16 protein-coding genes are annotated in these 15,367 nt (G+C 65.4%); 14 read left to right on the top strand and 2 right to left on the bottom strand.

The genetic code is table 11. The annotated features are described in order from the left end of the window. The first annotated feature begins 7 nt into the window (after positions 1-7). The 11 genes from fliS (at position 8) to ACNR9O_RS02650 (ending at position 11,101) form a co-directional block, all read left to right on the top strand. Positions 8-427, top strand: coding sequence for a flagellar export chaperone FliS (gene fliS, locus ACNR9O_RS02600; protein WP_473683173.1), 420 nt, complete (start codon positions 8-10; stop codon positions 425-427). After that, positions 424-705: a flagellar protein FliT gene (locus tag ACNR9O_RS02605; protein WP_473683171.1), complete on the top strand. Its 282-nt coding sequence runs from the start codon at positions 424-426 to the stop codon at positions 703-705. Before fliS ends, ACNR9O_RS02605 begins: the two co-directional genes overlap by 4 nt. Before the next feature lie 144 nt (positions 706-849). Beyond that, entirely contained in the window at positions 850-1,413 is a 564-nt protein-coding gene (locus tag ACNR9O_RS02610; protein ID WP_473683169.1) for a PilZ domain-containing protein, read from the top strand. 360 nt (positions 1,414-1,773) lie between these two features. Continuing rightward, positions 1,774-3,243 (top strand): sigma-54 dependent transcriptional regulator, encoded by a 1,470-nt coding sequence (locus tag ACNR9O_RS02615; RefSeq protein WP_473683167.1) that lies wholly within the window; start codon positions 1,774-1,776, stop codon positions 3,241-3,243. 1,027 nt (positions 3,244-4,270) lie between these two features. Further along, complete coding sequence (gene fliE, locus ACNR9O_RS02620; RefSeq protein WP_473683165.1) at positions 4,271-4,603, top strand: flagellar hook-basal body complex protein FliE; 333 nt, start codon at positions 4,271-4,273, stop codon at positions 4,601-4,603. Positions 4,604-4,660: 57 nt separating this feature from the next. After that, positions 4,661-6,355, top strand: coding sequence for a flagellar basal-body MS-ring/collar protein FliF (fliF, locus tag ACNR9O_RS02625; protein WP_473683163.1), 1,695 nt, complete (start codon positions 4,661-4,663; stop codon positions 6,353-6,355). Between the two features lie 272 nt (positions 6,356-6,627). Then, positions 6,628-7,617, top strand: a complete 990-nt coding sequence (gene fliG, locus ACNR9O_RS02630) for a flagellar motor switch protein FliG (RefSeq protein ID WP_473700738.1) — start codon at positions 6,628-6,630, stop codon at positions 7,615-7,617. Next, positions 7,617-8,261 carry a FliH/SctL family protein gene (locus tag ACNR9O_RS02635; protein ID WP_473683159.1) on the top strand — a complete coding sequence of 215 codons (645 nt, stop codon included), beginning with the start codon at positions 7,617-7,619 and terminating at the stop codon, positions 8,259-8,261. The genes fliG and ACNR9O_RS02635 overlap by 1 nt, the downstream gene beginning before the upstream one ends. Further along, on the top strand, positions 8,258-9,610 hold the full coding sequence (fliI, locus tag ACNR9O_RS02640; RefSeq protein WP_473683157.1) for a flagellar protein export ATPase FliI: 1,353 nt from the start codon (positions 8,258-8,260) through the stop codon (positions 9,608-9,610). The genes ACNR9O_RS02635 and fliI overlap by 4 nt, the downstream gene beginning before the upstream one ends. After that, the gene (fliJ, locus tag ACNR9O_RS02645; RefSeq protein ID WP_473683155.1) at positions 9,607-10,038 is read left to right on the top strand and encodes a flagellar export protein FliJ; all 432 of its coding nucleotides are present in this window, start codon (positions 9,607-9,609) and stop codon (positions 10,036-10,038) included. Before fliI ends, fliJ begins: the two co-directional genes overlap by 4 nt. A gap of 13 nt (positions 10,039-10,051) precedes the next feature. Next, complete coding sequence (locus ACNR9O_RS02650) at positions 10,052-11,101, top strand: flagellar hook-length control protein FliK (protein ID WP_473683153.1); 1,050 nt, start codon at positions 10,052-10,054, stop codon at positions 11,099-11,101. A gap of 36 nt (positions 11,102-11,137) precedes the next feature. Here the strand turns inward: ACNR9O_RS02650 and ACNR9O_RS02655 are convergent, their stop codons facing one another. Both ACNR9O_RS02655 and ACNR9O_RS02660 read right to left on the bottom strand, forming a co-directional pair. Further along, positions 11,138-12,031: a hypothetical protein gene (locus tag ACNR9O_RS02655; RefSeq protein ID WP_473683151.1), complete on the bottom strand. Its 894-nt coding sequence runs from the start codon at positions 12,029-12,031 to the stop codon at positions 11,138-11,140. A gap of 212 nt (positions 12,032-12,243) precedes the next feature. Next, on the bottom strand, positions 12,244-12,762 hold the full coding sequence (locus ACNR9O_RS02660) for a hypothetical protein (protein WP_473683149.1): 519 nt from the start codon (positions 12,760-12,762) through the stop codon (positions 12,244-12,246). Positions 12,763-13,482: 720 nt separating this feature from the next. Here ACNR9O_RS02660 and ACNR9O_RS02665 point away from each other — a divergent pair. The 3 genes from ACNR9O_RS02665 to fliN all read left to right on the top strand — a co-directional run bounded on the left by ACNR9O_RS02665 (position 13,483) and on the right by fliN (position 15,366). Beyond that, complete coding sequence (locus ACNR9O_RS02665; RefSeq protein WP_473683147.1) at positions 13,483-13,992, top strand: flagellar basal body-associated FliL family protein; 510 nt, start codon at positions 13,483-13,485, stop codon at positions 13,990-13,992. Between the two features lie 7 nt (positions 13,993-13,999). Continuing rightward, positions 14,000-15,016: a flagellar motor switch protein FliM gene (gene fliM / locus ACNR9O_RS02670; RefSeq protein WP_473683145.1), complete on the top strand. Its 1,017-nt coding sequence runs from the start codon at positions 14,000-14,002 to the stop codon at positions 15,014-15,016. A gap of 62 nt (positions 15,017-15,078) precedes the next feature. After that, a complete protein-coding gene (gene fliN, locus ACNR9O_RS02675; RefSeq protein ID WP_311842349.1) occupies positions 15,079-15,366 on the top strand; it encodes a flagellar motor switch protein FliN in 288 nt (95 codons plus the stop codon). Position 15,367 lies beyond the last annotated feature (1 nt).

The raw sequence follows: 15,367 nt of genomic DNA on the forward strand, positions 1-15,367 counted from the left end.
CCACACCATGGGATTCGGATATGGCGCCGGCGCCTACCAGCAAGTGCGTTCGCATGGCGCGGCGGAGACCGCCGACGCGCATGGACTGATCACCATGCTGATGGACGGCGTGCTCGAGCGCCTCACCCAGGCCCGCGGCCACATGTTGCGCGGCGAAGTAGCGGCGAAGGGCGAGTTGATCACGCGTTGCATGGACATCGTCAGCGAGCTTCGCGGCAGCCTCGACACCAAGGTGGAAACGCCGCTGGTCGAGCGGCTCGGCGCGCTCTACGACTACATGGGTCTGCGCCTGCTGCAGGCCAATCTCCATAACGATCCGGACGCGCTGGACGAAGTGTCCCGCCTGTTGCAGCCCGTGCGCGACGCCTGGGTCCGCATTCCGCTGGACGCGCGCCATCCGCCGCGCCCGGTCCAGGCCGTCCCGTGAACGATCCGCTGAACCAGGCGGTGGCGACCAGCCAGGCCATGCTGGCGGCGGCGAGGGAAGGCGACTGGGAAGGTTTCGCCAGCTTGCAGGAAGCGCGCGAACGCCTGCTCGAACAGGCCTTGCCCGCCGGGCAGCAGGATGGTCCGCTGCTGCGCGCGCTGATCGACTGCAACCGCCAGTTGTGCGAGGTGGTGCAGCGCGAACGCGACAGCGTGGCACGCGAGTGGAGTGCAGCGCAGGGGCGCTCGCAGGCGATCGCCGCCTACTTGAGCCACTGAGGCATGCCGATCGTGTCGATGGGGGACGCGCCGCAGGCAAACCCCAAGCGGGTCGGGTTGCCATAGCATCCGGCTTCCGGAACGTCCGTCGAGATTTGCCCGCGGCGCATCCGGCACATGCCGCCAGACAAGAGGAACCCCGCCATGACCGCCAGCCCCTGGGACGAGTTTCAGCAGCTTCTGGCCTGCGAAGGCGACTGGCTGGCCGAGGCGGAGCCGCTGACTCTGCCGCTGGACGAGCGCATCGCCGCCGGCTACGCCGCGCGCAACCTGTCCGCCTTGTCCATGCTCGATGCCCTGGAAGACCGGGCGCCGGAGCCGGCCGACGAGGACGATCCCCTGCGCCAGGAACTGGCGCGGATGGATGCCAAGCTCAATGCGCTGATCCACATCATCAATCGCGTGCTGCTGCCGGACGCCCTGAGCCGGCCGCGCCAGCCGCTGCGTTTCAACGCCTTGGGCGCCCTGTTGCCACCAGCACTCGTCCCCGCTGGCGAGTCGATGCTGCTCAGGATTCGCTTAGACGGCTGCCCGAGCTTGCCGCTGGAACTGCCTGGGCGCGTGGAGCGCCGCTTCGCCGACGGCCACGCATTCGTCACGTTCGAAACCATTCCTGACGCACTGCGCGAGGGACTGGAACGGATGGTTTTTCGCCATCACCGACGCAGAGTGGCAGTGACGCGTTTGGCACATGCGCCGAATTCGTGAATGGGCACGGTTTTCGAGTGTGATTGATCTCACAAAACGAAGGGCTCGCGAGTTCAGATTTTGACGCGCCTGGCACTTGGCATGTGCGCTGGCACAAACCTGGCTCGCCTCAGCTGCCATTCATTTTGGCCCGCTCTCTCAACGGTTTGCGTCGCTTCGTCGACACCTTGGCCGGCCCGTCGCGACACGCGCGGGGACGAAAAACCGACCCCACCCTTATCGCGTGTCGTATCCCCGCCACCGCGTTGGCCTCGATCTTGCGTATGGCCTCGAGGCGTCAGCGTCGAAGCGTTGACGCAGGTGAAAACGCGTGACCCGGAAGGAAAGCCGGGCACGGCCAATGCAGTAAAGGGGGTTTGCGTGCTAAACGAAGTCCAAGACATCGAGATACTGGTCATCGAAGCAGATGCCGTCCGTGCGGAAACGGTCAAATCGGCGCTGCAGTTTCTGGGATATCGCCCGCGAACGGCCGGACAGGATGTCCCGGCTGGCGCGAGCCGCGGCGACTGGTGCGCGATCTATATCGGCGACGTGGTGGACCTCGACGACTTTCAGCGCCAGCTCGACACGCTGGGCGAACAGGCGCTGCATCTTCCGCTGCTGGTGGCGGCCGATTCCCCGCTCGCTTCGCAGTTGCCCGGCGCGCTGCCGGGCTCGCGTTCGCGGCCGGTGGAACGGCTGACCTTCCCGCTGCGCTACGAACAGGTGCTGGAGGCGCTGCGCCGTTTTGCCGGCCCCGGGCAGCTGGGCTTCAAGAGCGGGCAGGGGCCGTCTTCCATGCATCGCATCGTCGGCGGCTCCAGCGCGCTGGGTCGCGTGAATGCGCTGGTCCGCCAGGTGGCGCCGTTCGATTCCACCGTGCTGGTGCTGGGCGAATCCGGTACGGGCAAGGAAATGGTGGCGCGCGCGATCCACGAATCCTCGCAGCGCCGCGACAAGCCGTTCATCGCGATCAACTGCGGTGCGATCCCCGCCGAGCTGCTCGAGAGCGAGCTGTTCGGCCATGAGAAGGGTGCCTTCACCGGCGCGATCAGTTCGCGCAAGGGCCGCTTCGAGCTGGCCGAGGGCGGCACGCTGTTCCTCGACGAGATCGGCGACATGAGCCTGCCGATGCAGGTGAAGCTGCTGCGCGTGCTGCAGGAGCGTGTGTTCGAGCGCGTGGGCGGCAGCAAGACCCAGCGCTGCGACGTGCGCATCATCGCCGCCACGCACCGCAATCTCGAGCAGGCCATCGCGGATGGCCGCTTCCGCGAGGATCTGTTCTACCGTCTCAGCGTGTTTCCACTGGAGATGCCGCCGCTGCGCGAGCACCTGGAAGATCTGCCGGAGCTGATCGCCGAGTTCAATCAGCGCCTGCTGCGCCGCGGCCTCGGCGGCGTGCGTTTCAGCGCCAGCGCGATGGGCGCGCTGCGCGCGCACGCATGGCCGGGCAATGTGCGCGAGCTGTGCAATCTGGTCGAACGCATGGCGATTCTTTATCCCTCCTGCGAGGTGCGCGCGAGCGACCTGCCGGACAAGTATCGCGGCGTGCCGGTGGGTGAGGAGGTGACGGGCGCGGCGCTGCTGGCGGTGATGGAAGGCCGCGCACCGGCGATGCCTGCGCCGGTGGCTGCGGTGACGGTGCATGAGGCGTCGCCGGTGATCCTGCCGGAGGGTGGGTTGGATCTGAAGGATCATCTGTCGGATATCGAGGTGGGTTTGATCCGGCAGGCGCTGGATGCGACGGGCGGGGTGGTGGCGCATGCGGCGAAGTTGTTGCGCATGCAGCGCACGACGCTGGTGGAGAAGTTGCGCAAGTATGGGTTGCAGGCGGGGTTGCAGGTGCCGTGAGTGGGTTGCCCTGGCGGGATTTTTTTTGCACGCCAGGGTTTGGATCGTTTTTATTTCGCTTGGGTGTCGCGCTGGTGGTTGGGTTACCGCGACCTGGCCGCTTATGCAGCGGGCATTCCGGACGACTGCCGTCGCCCGGGTCACTTTCTCTTTGCTGGCCCAAAGAGAAAGTAACCAAAGAGAAATGGCCTCAGAGCCAGAGCTCGTGGCTGGACTAAGGAGAGCAGGGATAGGTCATGGCAACGGATTAACCTGAGTCGACGCGAGGCTGCACTGCGGTTTCGGAGCGGTGACTTCGAGGCATCCGTAGTGGAGAGGACACAGGGAGATAGATAAGGGATGTTTGCCTTGGCGTCTTGGCACGCTGCTGCATGACGCTCTCCGAGCCACGTTGCGGCGATCCCGCACTTCTCCCTCTCCCCGCCGGGGAGAGGGCCGGGGTGAGGGGCCCTACGAAGCGCACCGCTTCCATCCCCTCAGTCGAAAGCACAGGCGACACGCTCACCTATCCGCGTAACGCACGAAGCAACCAGGCGCGGAAAACCACCCAGCCCCACCTACCTCCCTGCGTCCTCTCCACTACGGATGCCTCGAAGTCCCCGCTCCGAAACCGCACTGTGGCCTCGGATCGCCCCAGGTTAATCCGTTGCCATGACCTATCCCTGCTCTGCTTAGTCCAGCCACGAGCCTTGGCTCTGAGGCCATTTCTCTTTGGTTACTTTCTCTTTGGGCCAGCAAAGAGAAAGTGACCCGGGCGACGGCAGTCGTCCGGAATGCCCGCTGCATAAGCGGCCAGGTCGCGATAACCCAAACAACAGCGCGACCCACAGAAACGCCCGCTGCATAAGCGACCAGTTCGCAATAACCCCGCCAACAAAGCAATCACCAAAAAGCACACCCCAGCGACACAGCCCAAGCTCACCGATCCCCATCGGCAACAACGCAGCACACGCGCCCCCCTTCCCATCGATGGCACACCTTGTGCATCCACCCCTCCAGTCACCACACCCCGCGTTGGAAAACCGTCATGAGTCAGATCGACGTCAACAGCCTTCTGTCCCAGATGCGCCAGATGAGCACGAAGATGCCGACCCCCGAAATCGGCATGAGCAACCTCAAGCCGACCACGGCGCAAGGCGGCGACTTCGGCGCGCTGCTCAAGCAATCCATCGCCGCCGTCGGCCAGAACCAGATGGAAGCCGGAAAACTGGCGACCGCCTTCGAGCGCGGCGACAGCGGCGCCGATCTCGGGCGCACCATGGTGGCGGTACAGAAAGCCGACCTCTCGCTGCGCGCCATGACCGAAGTGCGCAACAAACTGGTCGACGCCTACAAAGACATCATGAACATGCCCGTGTAAGGCGCGCACGTCACCGCCCGCTGACACCGCCCACCCACCACGACACGAGCAGTTTTCATGGCAGAGAACGCCATCGCGACGGCCGACACCGACAAGTCGGGCAAGCGCCTGGACCCCTTCAAGCAACTCGCGCAGAGCCCGGCGACGCGGCAGCTGCTGCTGCTCGTCGCCGTCGCGGCAGCCGTCGCGTTCGGCGTCGCGGTGGTGCTGTGGTCGCGCGGACCTAACTTCGCGCTGCTGTACGCGGGGCTGGATTCGAAGGACGCCGCGGCGGTCACGCAGGCGCTGCAGGCTTCCAACACGCCCTATCAGCTAGGCCCTGACGGAGCATCCATCTCGGTGCCGGCCTCCGATCTGGCCGCGGTGCGCCTCAAGCTCGCCGCGCAAGGGTTGCCGCAGGGCAGCGCGGGCACGGCCGCAAGCATGCCGGGGGCGGACTCGCCGTTCGGCATGAGCGACCTGGCCGAGCGCACCCGCTACCAGCAGATGCTGGAAACCGACTTGGGCAACACCATCGCGGGCCTGCAATCGGTGCGTGCCGCGCGCGTGCACCTGGCGCTGCCCAAACCATCGGCGTTCATCCGCGACAACCGCCAGGCCAGCGCTTCGGTGTTGGTCACGCTGTTCCCCGGACGCCAGCTTGACGCTTCGCAGGTAGCGGCGATCGTGCACCTGGTCGCCTCCAGCGTGCCGGAACTCGACCCGCGCCAGGTTTCCGTCGTGGATCAGCAGGGACAGCTGCTCACCGTCAACGATCCGGACAGCGCCGGCGCGGTGGGCGACAGTCGCCTGCGCCTGGCGACGCGCATGGAGAACACCTACGCGCAGCGCATCGAGGAGCTGCTCACGCCGCTGGTCGGCCCGGGCAAGGTGCGCGCGCAGGTGTATGCGGATCTGGATTTCAGCCAGACCGAGAAAGCCACCGAGACCTACAACCACGAGAACCCCGCGCTGCGCAGCGAGCAGACCAGCAGCGAAACGCGTCGCGACGGCACCGCCGGCGCCGTGCCGGGCGCGCTGAGCAACCAGCCGCCGACTACGGTGGCGCAGCCGACCGCGGCCAAGCCCAACGCGGGCAACGGCGCGACGGCAGCCACGACGAATGCCAGTGCCGGCGGCGACAGCTCCAGCAGCGCCACGCGCAACTACGAACTGGACCGCACCATCAGTCATGTGAGCGATCCGGCCGGCCGCCTCGCGCGCCTCACCGTCGCGGTGGCGGTGGACAACAAGGTGGTCGTCGACGACAAGGGCGGCAGCAAGAGCGTGCCGTTCACCGCGCAGGAGCTGGAGCACCTTTCCGATCTGGCCAAGAACGCGGTGGGTTTCAGCCAGCAGCGCGGCGACAGCGTCACAGTGATCAACCAGCCGTTCCACAAGGCGCCGGGCAACGACGCGCTGCCGGAAACGCCATTCTGGCAGCGCCCCGGCGTGATGGACCTGATCAAGCAGGGCGGCGGCGTGCTGGTCGCGCTGATCATCGCCTTCGGCTTGTTGCGCCCGCTGCTGCGCGGCGTCTTCAAGGCACCAGGCACCGGCTTGCAGGCATTGCCGGCAGGCGCGGGTGCCGTGCCGACCGTCTCGGTGCGCATCGATGACATCGACGACGACGACGGACCCGGGCGTCTGGCTGCACCGGCGCCCGGCTTGAACTACGAGGCGCGCGTGGCTATGGCCAAGCGCATGGTCACCGAGAACCCCAAGCAGGTAGCGCAGGTGGTCAGGAGCTGGGTGGGCGAAGATGGCGGCTAATAGGGAGTCTGTAGTCATGTTCCGCATGGCTCGCGCCGGGCCTGTGCGCACGCAAGTCGAGGAAGAGCGAGGGCGTGTATGTCGATACACAACCAAGCGATGACGAAGGATTGCGTGCGCACAGGCCCGGCCCGGAGGGTTGTCCAGCCATGGCCGCCAGCTGGCGGGCCACGGCTTGACCAGGGCGCCACCCTGGCCTGCGCCGCGCCCCACCACCTGGCGGCCATGGCTGGACAACGCGAGCTATGCGGAACATGACTACAGACTCCTTAATCACCGGCGCGCAGCGCGCGGCCATTCTGCTGCTCACGCTCGGCGAGCAGGACGCGGCCGAAGTGCTCAAGCACCTGAACGCGCGCGACGTGCAGGCGGTCGGCCAGGCCATGGCCGGCCTGAGCAATGTCTCGCGCGATCAGGTCGAACAGGTGCTGGCCCGCCTCACTGAGGACATGGGCCGTCACACCTCGCTGGGCGTGGGCACCGAGGAATACATCCGCAAGATCCTGGTCAACGCGCTGGGCGAGAGCAAGGCGGGCGGCCTGATCGACCGCATCCTGCTCGGCCGCAGCAGCAAGGGGCTGGAATCGCTCAAGTGGATGGAGAGCCGCGCCATCGCCGAGATGATCGGCCAGGAACATCCGCAGATCATCGCGCTGGTGCTGGCGCATCTGGAACCCGACCAGGCGGCCGAAGTCATCGGCTACCTGCCGCCGCGCGTGCGTAGCGATTCGGTGATGCGCATCGCCACGCTCGACGGCGTGCAGCCGCATGCGCTCAACGAGCTGGACGAGATCATGGAGCGCCAGTTCTCCGGCAATACCAACAAGCTCAAGTCCGCCACCGTGGGCGGACTGAAGGCGGCAGCGGACATCCTCAACGCGATGGAATCCAGTCGCGAGGCCGAGCTGATGTCCGCCATCCGCGGCCACGATGCGTCGCTGAGCGGGCGCATCGAGGAGCTGATGTTCGTGTTCGAGGATCTGGGCGAGCTGGACGACCGCAGCATGCAGATGCTGCTGCGCGAAGTACCGTCGGCCCGTCTGGTGACCGCATTGAAGGGCGCGGAGCCGGCGGTGCGCGAGCGCATCTTCGCCAATATGTCCAAGCGCGCGTCCGACATGTTGCGCGACGACCTGGAAGTGAAGGGGCCGGTGCGCCTGAGCGAGGTGGATGCCGCGCAGAAGGAAGTGCTGCAGATCGCCCGCCGGCTGGCTGACAGCGGACAGATCAGCCTCACCGGCGGCGGTGACGAATTCGTCTGATGGCCGCCGCGATCCTTTCCCGCGAACAGCTCGGCGGCTTTCAGCGCTGGGAACTGCCCGAGATGGGGCAGCCAAAGACGCCCGAGCCGGCGGCGGAGCCTGCGGCCATGCCGACCGTGGCCGATCTGGAAGGTCTCGAGCGCGAGGCACGCGAAGCCGGCTACGCCTCAGGGCTGGCCGAGGGCCGTGCTGCCGCGCGCGCCGAGCTGGACGAGCGGCTGGCGCGGCTGGACGGCATCCTGCAAGCCGCGGCGCGCCCGCTGGACAAACTCGATGACGCGGCCGAACAGGAACTGGCGCGCCTGGCGCTGGTGATCGCGCGGCAGGTGATCGCCCATGAATTGAAAACCGCGCCGGCGCTGATCGTGCAGACCGTGCGCCAGGCCGCGCTGGCATTGCCCGCCGCGACACGCGCGCTGCGCGTGCATCTGCATCCGGACGATCTGGCGCTGCTGCGCGAGCTGGATGCGACCGAGCCGCATTGGACGCTACTGCCCGACCCCGCCATGCAGCGCGGCGATTGCCGCCTGGAGAGCGAGAGTTCGCGCCTGGATGCGCGCGTGGAAACGCGCCTTGCGGCCATCGCGGAGGCGGTGTTCGGCGATGACGCCGACAACGACGACCCCGAGGCGGAGATGGCATGAGCGTCGGCACCGCGCAGCGCTGGCAACACCGTTTCGCGCGTCGCATACGACGCGCCGAAGCTGCAGTACCGCTGGTGGTGGAGGGGCGCCTGCGCCGCGTGGTCGGCCTGACGCTGGAAGCAGAGGGCTGCGAAGCGCCGCTGGGCGCACGCTGCCTGGTCGCCACGGCCGGCGATGCGCAACTGGAAACCGAAGTGGTCGGCTTCGCCGACGATCGCCTGCTGCTGATGCCGGTGACCGAAATGCACGGCGTGCTGCCGAACGCGCGCGTGCGCCCGTGCGCGCAGGCCGGTGGCTTGCCTGTGGGCACGGCGCTGCTCGGCCGCGTGATCGGTGCCGACGGCGTGCCGCTGGACGGGCTGGGGCCGCTCGACGTGGACGAACACGCCTCGCTCAAGCGCGAGCCGATCAACCCGATGGCGCGCAAGCCCATCGACGCGCCGCTGGATACCGGCGTGCGCGCGATCAATGCGCTGCTCACCGTCGGCCGCGGCCAGCGCCTGGGCCTGTTCGCCGGTTCCGGCGTCGGCAAATCGACGCTGCTGGGCATGATGACCCGCTACACCGACGCCGACGTGGTGGTGGTGGGCCTGATCGGCGAGCGCGGCCGCGAAGTGAAGGAGTTCGTCGAGCACACACTGGGCGAGGAGGGGCGCGCCCGCGCGGTGATCGTTGCCGCGCCGGCCGACGCGCCGCCGCTCAAGCGGCTGCGGGGGGCCCAGTACGCCACCGCCATCGCCGAATGGTTCCGTGACCGCGGCCAGCGCGTGCTGTTGCTGATGGATTCGATTACCCGTTACGCGCAGGCGCAGCGCGAGATCGCTCTGGCGATCGGCGAACCGCCGGCGACCAAGGGCTATCCGCCGTCCGTGTTCGCGCTGCTGCCGGCGCTGGTCGAACGCGCCGGCAACGATGCCGAAGGGCGCGGATCGATCACCGCGTTCTACACCGTGCTCACCGAGGGCGACGATTACCGTCACGATCCCATCGCCGATGCGGCGCGGGCGATCCTGGACGGCCATATCGTGTTGTCGCGCGACCTGGCCGAGGCAGGGCATTACCCGGCGATCGACATCGAGGCGTCGATCAGCCGCGTCATGCCAGCGGTGGTCGAGCGCGCGCACTTGCGCGCCGCGCAGCAGTTCCGTCAGGTCTATTCGGCCTATCGCCAGCAGCGCGACCTGATCGCGGTGGGTGCCTACCAGAAAGGCTCCGATCCCCAGGTGGACAAGGCCATCGCCATGTGGCCGCAACTGCGCGCCTTCCTGCAGCAGGAGGTCGACGACCCCACGGCGCTGGCTCAGGCCATCGCCGCGCTGGAAACCATCGCCGCCGAGGCCGTCGCATGAAGCCGCGCTCCGCCCGCCTGGCACCGGCCGCCGATCACGCGCGCGAAAAACGCGAAACCGCGGCGCAGCGGCTGGCCGAGCAGCAAGACAAGCTGCGCGCCGCCGAACACCAGCTCTCCGAGCTGCGCCGCTACCGCGCCGAGTACGCGCTCGATGGCGCGGCGGTGTCGGTGGCCGCGCTGCTCAATCGGCAGCAGTTCGTGGAGCGCATCGATCGCGCCATCGCCCAGCAGTTGCTCGACGTGGAACGCCAGCGCCGCCTGCTCGAGCAGGCCGGCGCGAACTGGCGCGATGCGCACGCGCGCGAACGCGCGCTGGAAAGCGTGATCGGACAGGCGCGCGAGCAGGAGCGCAAGAGCGAAGAGCGCCGCGAGCAGAACGACATCGACGAACGCATGCAGCATCGCCGCCCCCGAAACCGGGGCTAGCAGGTACCTCTCCATGACGCCCAACGTAGCCATGCCCACGCCCTCCGCCCCCAAGCCCGCCGGCGCCGCACGCGCCGCGACCGGCCGCGATGCCGCTCATGCTGCCGCGCCGGCGGGGCAGGAGCGCTTCGGCCATCAGTTCGATCACGCGATGAAGCAACAGCAAGGCGAGGGCGCCGTGGCGGCCGAGACCGCGCCGCCGCTGATGCTGCCCAAGGCGGCGCTGCCATCGACCGAAACGGGCCAGGCGTTGGCCGGCAAGGACGGCGACACTTCCACCGATCCTGCCGAACGCGACGGCAACGTGCTGGCCGCCGCCGTGCTGGCCCTGCTGGGGCAGGGCGTGGCGGCGCCGGCGAACGCGGTCGTGGCGGCGGCAAAGGGACAAAGCGTGTCGTTGGACGCGGGCAAAGGCGGCACGCCGCATGGCGGTGCTGCGGCGCTGCTGGCGGCGGCGAAGGGCGGCGAAGCAGCCCCCGCCCCGGCGACCGCGCCTTCCGCCGGTGTCGATGCGGGCGCACTGCTCGCCATCGCGACGCAACCCACTGCGCTGGAAACCCGCAAGAGCGAGCCGCCGACCATGATCGATGCACTGGCGGCGCCAATGGCTCCACATGCCGCCGGTTCCGGCGCGCCTACCGCCGCGCATGCGCTGAAGATGGACGCGCCCGCCGGCAGCCCGGCGTTCGCAGAGGAGCTGGGCCAGCAGGTGGCCTGGCTGGGCGGACAGGAGATCAAGCAGGCCCGTATCCGCCTGCGTCCGGAAGAGCTCGGCCAGCTCGACGTGAAAGTGAGTGTGGCCGAACACGGCCGCGTGGATGTCAGCTTCACCGCACAGCATCCCTCCGCCGTCACCGCAGTCCAGCAGACCCTCGGTCAGTTGGACCTGATGCTGGCGGGGCAGGGCTTGTCGTTGGGGCAGGCGCAGGTAGGGCAACACGGAAGACAGGGGGACGGGCATGCGCAAGGGGCGCAGGCCAGCGCCGTCTTCGGCGATGAGGCAGAGGCATCCGAGCTGGCGGTTCAGCGAGTGGCTGTTGGCTTGCTCGACACTTTCGCGTAAATGCCAAATGGGCAGCTCATCATTTCCATGGTCGGCCTATTTGATCAGGCCAATTTTCTTTAGATTTTCGCGCAAAGTCGCCACGCCCTCCTCGTCGGATCTCCAGCCCGCCAACTGAGCTACCACCTGTCCGTCTTTGAAAAAATAGAAAGTCGGCGTCCCCCATTCCGAAAGCATTGACCAGTGCTCCTTTTTATATGCATAAACCATCGACTGCCGAGGGTGTTCCATATTCCATTTCTTTACGGCAGCGACGTCCAGATTCCCTTCTACGGGCATTAACCAGAGCGCCCGCCCCTTCAGCGCCTGAGCCACGTCCGAGTGCGATTCGATGGCACGAATGCCGTTACGAGCAAAATGACACCACGGGGTGGCTACCACCACTACATGCAAAGTATCGACATTCACTTGGTGGACCCCAAGTGATTTTCCATCGAGATCCAGTTCAAGCACGGCTGGCAAATCCTGAAGAACCATTCCCGGGTCTCGCATGATTGGTGCATGATCCTTTTCCGGAATGCTGTACAGATGAGTATATCGGTCGGCCTCGGCGAACTTTCGCTCGGCAATTAACGATCTATAATAATCGACCCGGTTGTTTTCCGAGGCGATATGCCGCGCCTCCATGGCTGCCAAATATTTCGCCATCTCACTTCCGTACTTCGGTTCGTGGGTATAGAAATGAATGCGCTGCGCAGCCCTGAACAAGAAGGTTAAGTCGCTGTCGGTAACGTGGCGCCAATCGATCGTCTTGTCTTCAAAGAGCCTGATGTAAACGTCTTCCAGTGATTTAAATCTTTCCGTATCAGGTCTTTCGAAGCTGGCATTGTCGGCCTCTACCAACTGGTTATATCGCCTTTCAATGATTCCTTGTGACTCCTGCGCTTCAATCCATGGCGGAACAAAAGAGAGTGCCAAGAGAACTAACATCCTCACCATCATTCTTATCCCTTTCACTTTCTACATGCGAAGCCCTGTGGCGCTGCATTGCCGGAGCGCTCACCCATTTAAGACATAAGCTGGACCGGCGGTAATCGACGGAATTTGAGTGCCGCCCCGTCTTGCCGCCCTGAGTTGTTCGCAATTATTGCAACCAGGCGAAACCTGCTGCATTGGGCGGCAGGTCCCGCCTATATCAAATGTCAGCACCCGCTCATGCAGATATAGCCTGCCCGTACATTGCAGGTGGCTCGCCCGATGCAAGCATAGCCATCATGGTCATCTATTGGTGGCATCTGAGTCGGCAGTGTGTCCGAAAAATTCTGAATCCTGATGCCTTTAATGAGCGCGGTATCATGCTGTGCACCGAAGAGTGACAAGACCTTGTAAATTTCGATAGCCGTCAATTCGATCTTCAAGTCTTCATAGCTAAATCCGGTCACCCCATTTTCATTGAACGTCAAGCTTGCCAAGAAGCGATCTCTCGCGCCCGGCGAAAGTTTGGAAAGTGGTGAAAGCGGAGCGGCCACGCCATGAATGTAAGCGAATAGATCTGCGCGACTTTTAATTGGAGCTGCAGCCAGATTCAGCTGTGCTTGTCGAGCCTGCGCCTGCTCAATTGAGTCCTGAGAAAAATGCGCAGAAGGTGTTTGTGCAGATGCAGTGGAGGCGGTGGAGATGAGAATAGAGAACGCAACAATCCGTGCATTTAAGATGGGCATGACTTTATTACTCCTTGTTCGGCGCCTAGATGATTTTTTGAGTGCCCGCGAAAATTTGCGAGCGTTTTGACGCTATCGCAAATTTCGCAAAGTGACTGTCAATTTGTATGCAAGACAAATCCGATGCACGGATTCCGTATCGCCGTTATGACCGAGTACATCTGTCGAGACCCGCTTGATTTTAATCGTCTGACGAAAGTTCAGGTCGGCGGGTCCGTGGGGCCGGCTTTAACGTGAGGCCGGGGAGCAAGCTGGCCCGAGAGCTCAATCACCGCCAGCGAGCCTTGCTGCTTAATGCGTTGAAACACCCCGACAAGCACTTCACCATCGAGAAGCACAGGCAAACCCACGACACCGCTTACCGGACGGCCCGTGCGGATCTACTTGGCCTGGTCAGGGCCGGACTCGTCTAGCAGCATCGCCTGGACAAGGCGTTTGTGTTTGTGGCGCGGCCAGACCCCGATAAGAAGCTGCGCCATTAGAGACGCCGCTGCGTGACGATAGCCCGAGGCAGAGATGGCGGCCGGTCGAAGCCGCCATGACGGCGACGCGTCGCCTCATCGCCACGCGTCAATAAAACGCCGCCGCCTTTGCTCGACGGCTCGCCACCCGCGCCGTTAAGCCATTTCTATCGATGGCATGCCGATTGCTACAAGACCTTCGCCCGGCCTCGCCCGATGCGCGCGGCCGGCAAGGAACCGTGTCAATCCGAGGTCATGCATGTCGAACGCCGAACCTACTCCCGCCGTTGCCGCACCCGCCCCGAAAGCGAGCGGAGGGCGGGGCACCATCCTGATTCTGGCCGTGGCGCTGCTGGTGGTATCGGCGGTGTGCGGCTATGCGCTGTACACGCTGCGCGGCCGTGGCGAGGCGGCGGCTGCCGGCGAGGCCAAGAGCGAGAAGAAGAAGGGGCCGGAGGTCTATCTCGCGATGGATCCGGCGTTCGTGGTCAATTTCCAGAAGGCCGACGGCCTCAGCTACCTGCAGGTCGGCGTCACGCTGATGTCGCACGATCCGGCCGCGCTGCAGGCCGCCAAGGAAGCCGATCCGGTCATCCGCAATGCGCTGGTGATGCTGTTCTCCAGCCAGGACTACGCCGCGCTGTCGGATACCGCCGGCAAGCAGAAGCTGCAGGCCAAGGCGCTGGCAGCGGTGCAGAAGATCGTCGAGGAGCGCACCGGCCACAGCGGCGTGGAAGCGCTGTACTTCACCAGCTTCGTGATGCAGTGAGGCGGCCGTGAGCGACCTGCTCTCCCAGGAAGAAATCGACGCGCTGCTCAATGGCGTCAACGGCGGCGACGTGCCCACCGGCGGCGACGAGCCGCCGCCGAAAGACTCGGTGCTGTCGTACGACTTCACCCAGCAGGACCGCATCGTGCGCGGCCGCCTGCCCACGCTGGAGATGGTCAACGATCGCTTCGCGCGCTATTTCCGCACCGGCATCTTCGGCGTGCTGCGCAAGACCTGCGAGGTCTCGGTGCTGGGCGTGAAGATGTCCAAGTTCAACGAATACGTGCACGGGCTGGCGGTGCCGAGCAATCTCAACCTCGTGCGCGTGAAACCGCTGCGCGGCACGGCGCTGATCGTGATGGAGCCGCGCCTGGTCTTCAGCGTGATCGACAATTTCTTCGGCGGCGACGGGCGCTATCACGCGCGCATCGAAGGCCGCGACTTCACGCCGACCGAGACGCGGGTGATCCAGATCGTGCTGGCGGAGATCTTCACCGCCATGGTCGAAGCGTGGGCGCCGGTATTGCCGCTCACGTTCGAATTCCTCAACTCGGAGATCAATCCGCAGTTCGCCAATATCGTCAGCCCCACCGAGACGGTGGTGGTGTCGCGCTTCCACGTCGAAGTGGATGGTGGCGGCGGCGAGATCCATCTCACCTTGCCGTACTCGATGGTCGAGCCGATCCGCGTGCTGCTCGACGCCGGCGTGCAGAGCGACCGCGTCGAGCGCGACGAGCGCTGGCTGCAGAGCCTGCATCAGGAAGTGCTGGACGCCGAAGTGGAACTGAGTTCACTGCTGCTGGAGGCGGACATGAGTATCGGCGACTTCCTCAAGCTGCGTCCCGGCGACGTGATCCCGGTGAACCTGCCTGATCTGTGCACGGTGTTCGCCGAAGACGTACCCATCTTCCGCGGCCAGATCGGCCGCACCGGCGGCCACAAGGCCGTGCGCTTCCAGACCCCCGCCGGCAGGCGTGAATCGCGCCAGTCCACTGAGTTCTCCACCGGGAATCCCACTGCATGAGCACCACCACCAACGATTCGGCCACCCTGCTCGATCCCACCGGCCGCCCCGAGTACGAAACCATGCTCGGCGTGGCGGGCGAGAGCGGCGACGTCAACCTGGACCTGATCCTGGACGTGCCGGTCACGCTGGCGATGGAAGTCGGCCGCACGCGCATCAGCATCCGCAACCTGCTGCAGCTCAACCAGGGCTCGGTGGTGGAACTGGACCGCGCCGCCGGCGAACCGCTGGATGTGTTCGTCAATGGCACCCTGGTGGCGCATGGCGAAGTGGTGGTGATCAACGAGAAGTTCGGTATCCGCCTGACCGACGTGATCAGCCCCGCCGAACGCGTGCGGAAGCTGCGCTGAC

It is taken from the genome of Dyella sp. CR10 (assembly GCF_055814425.1).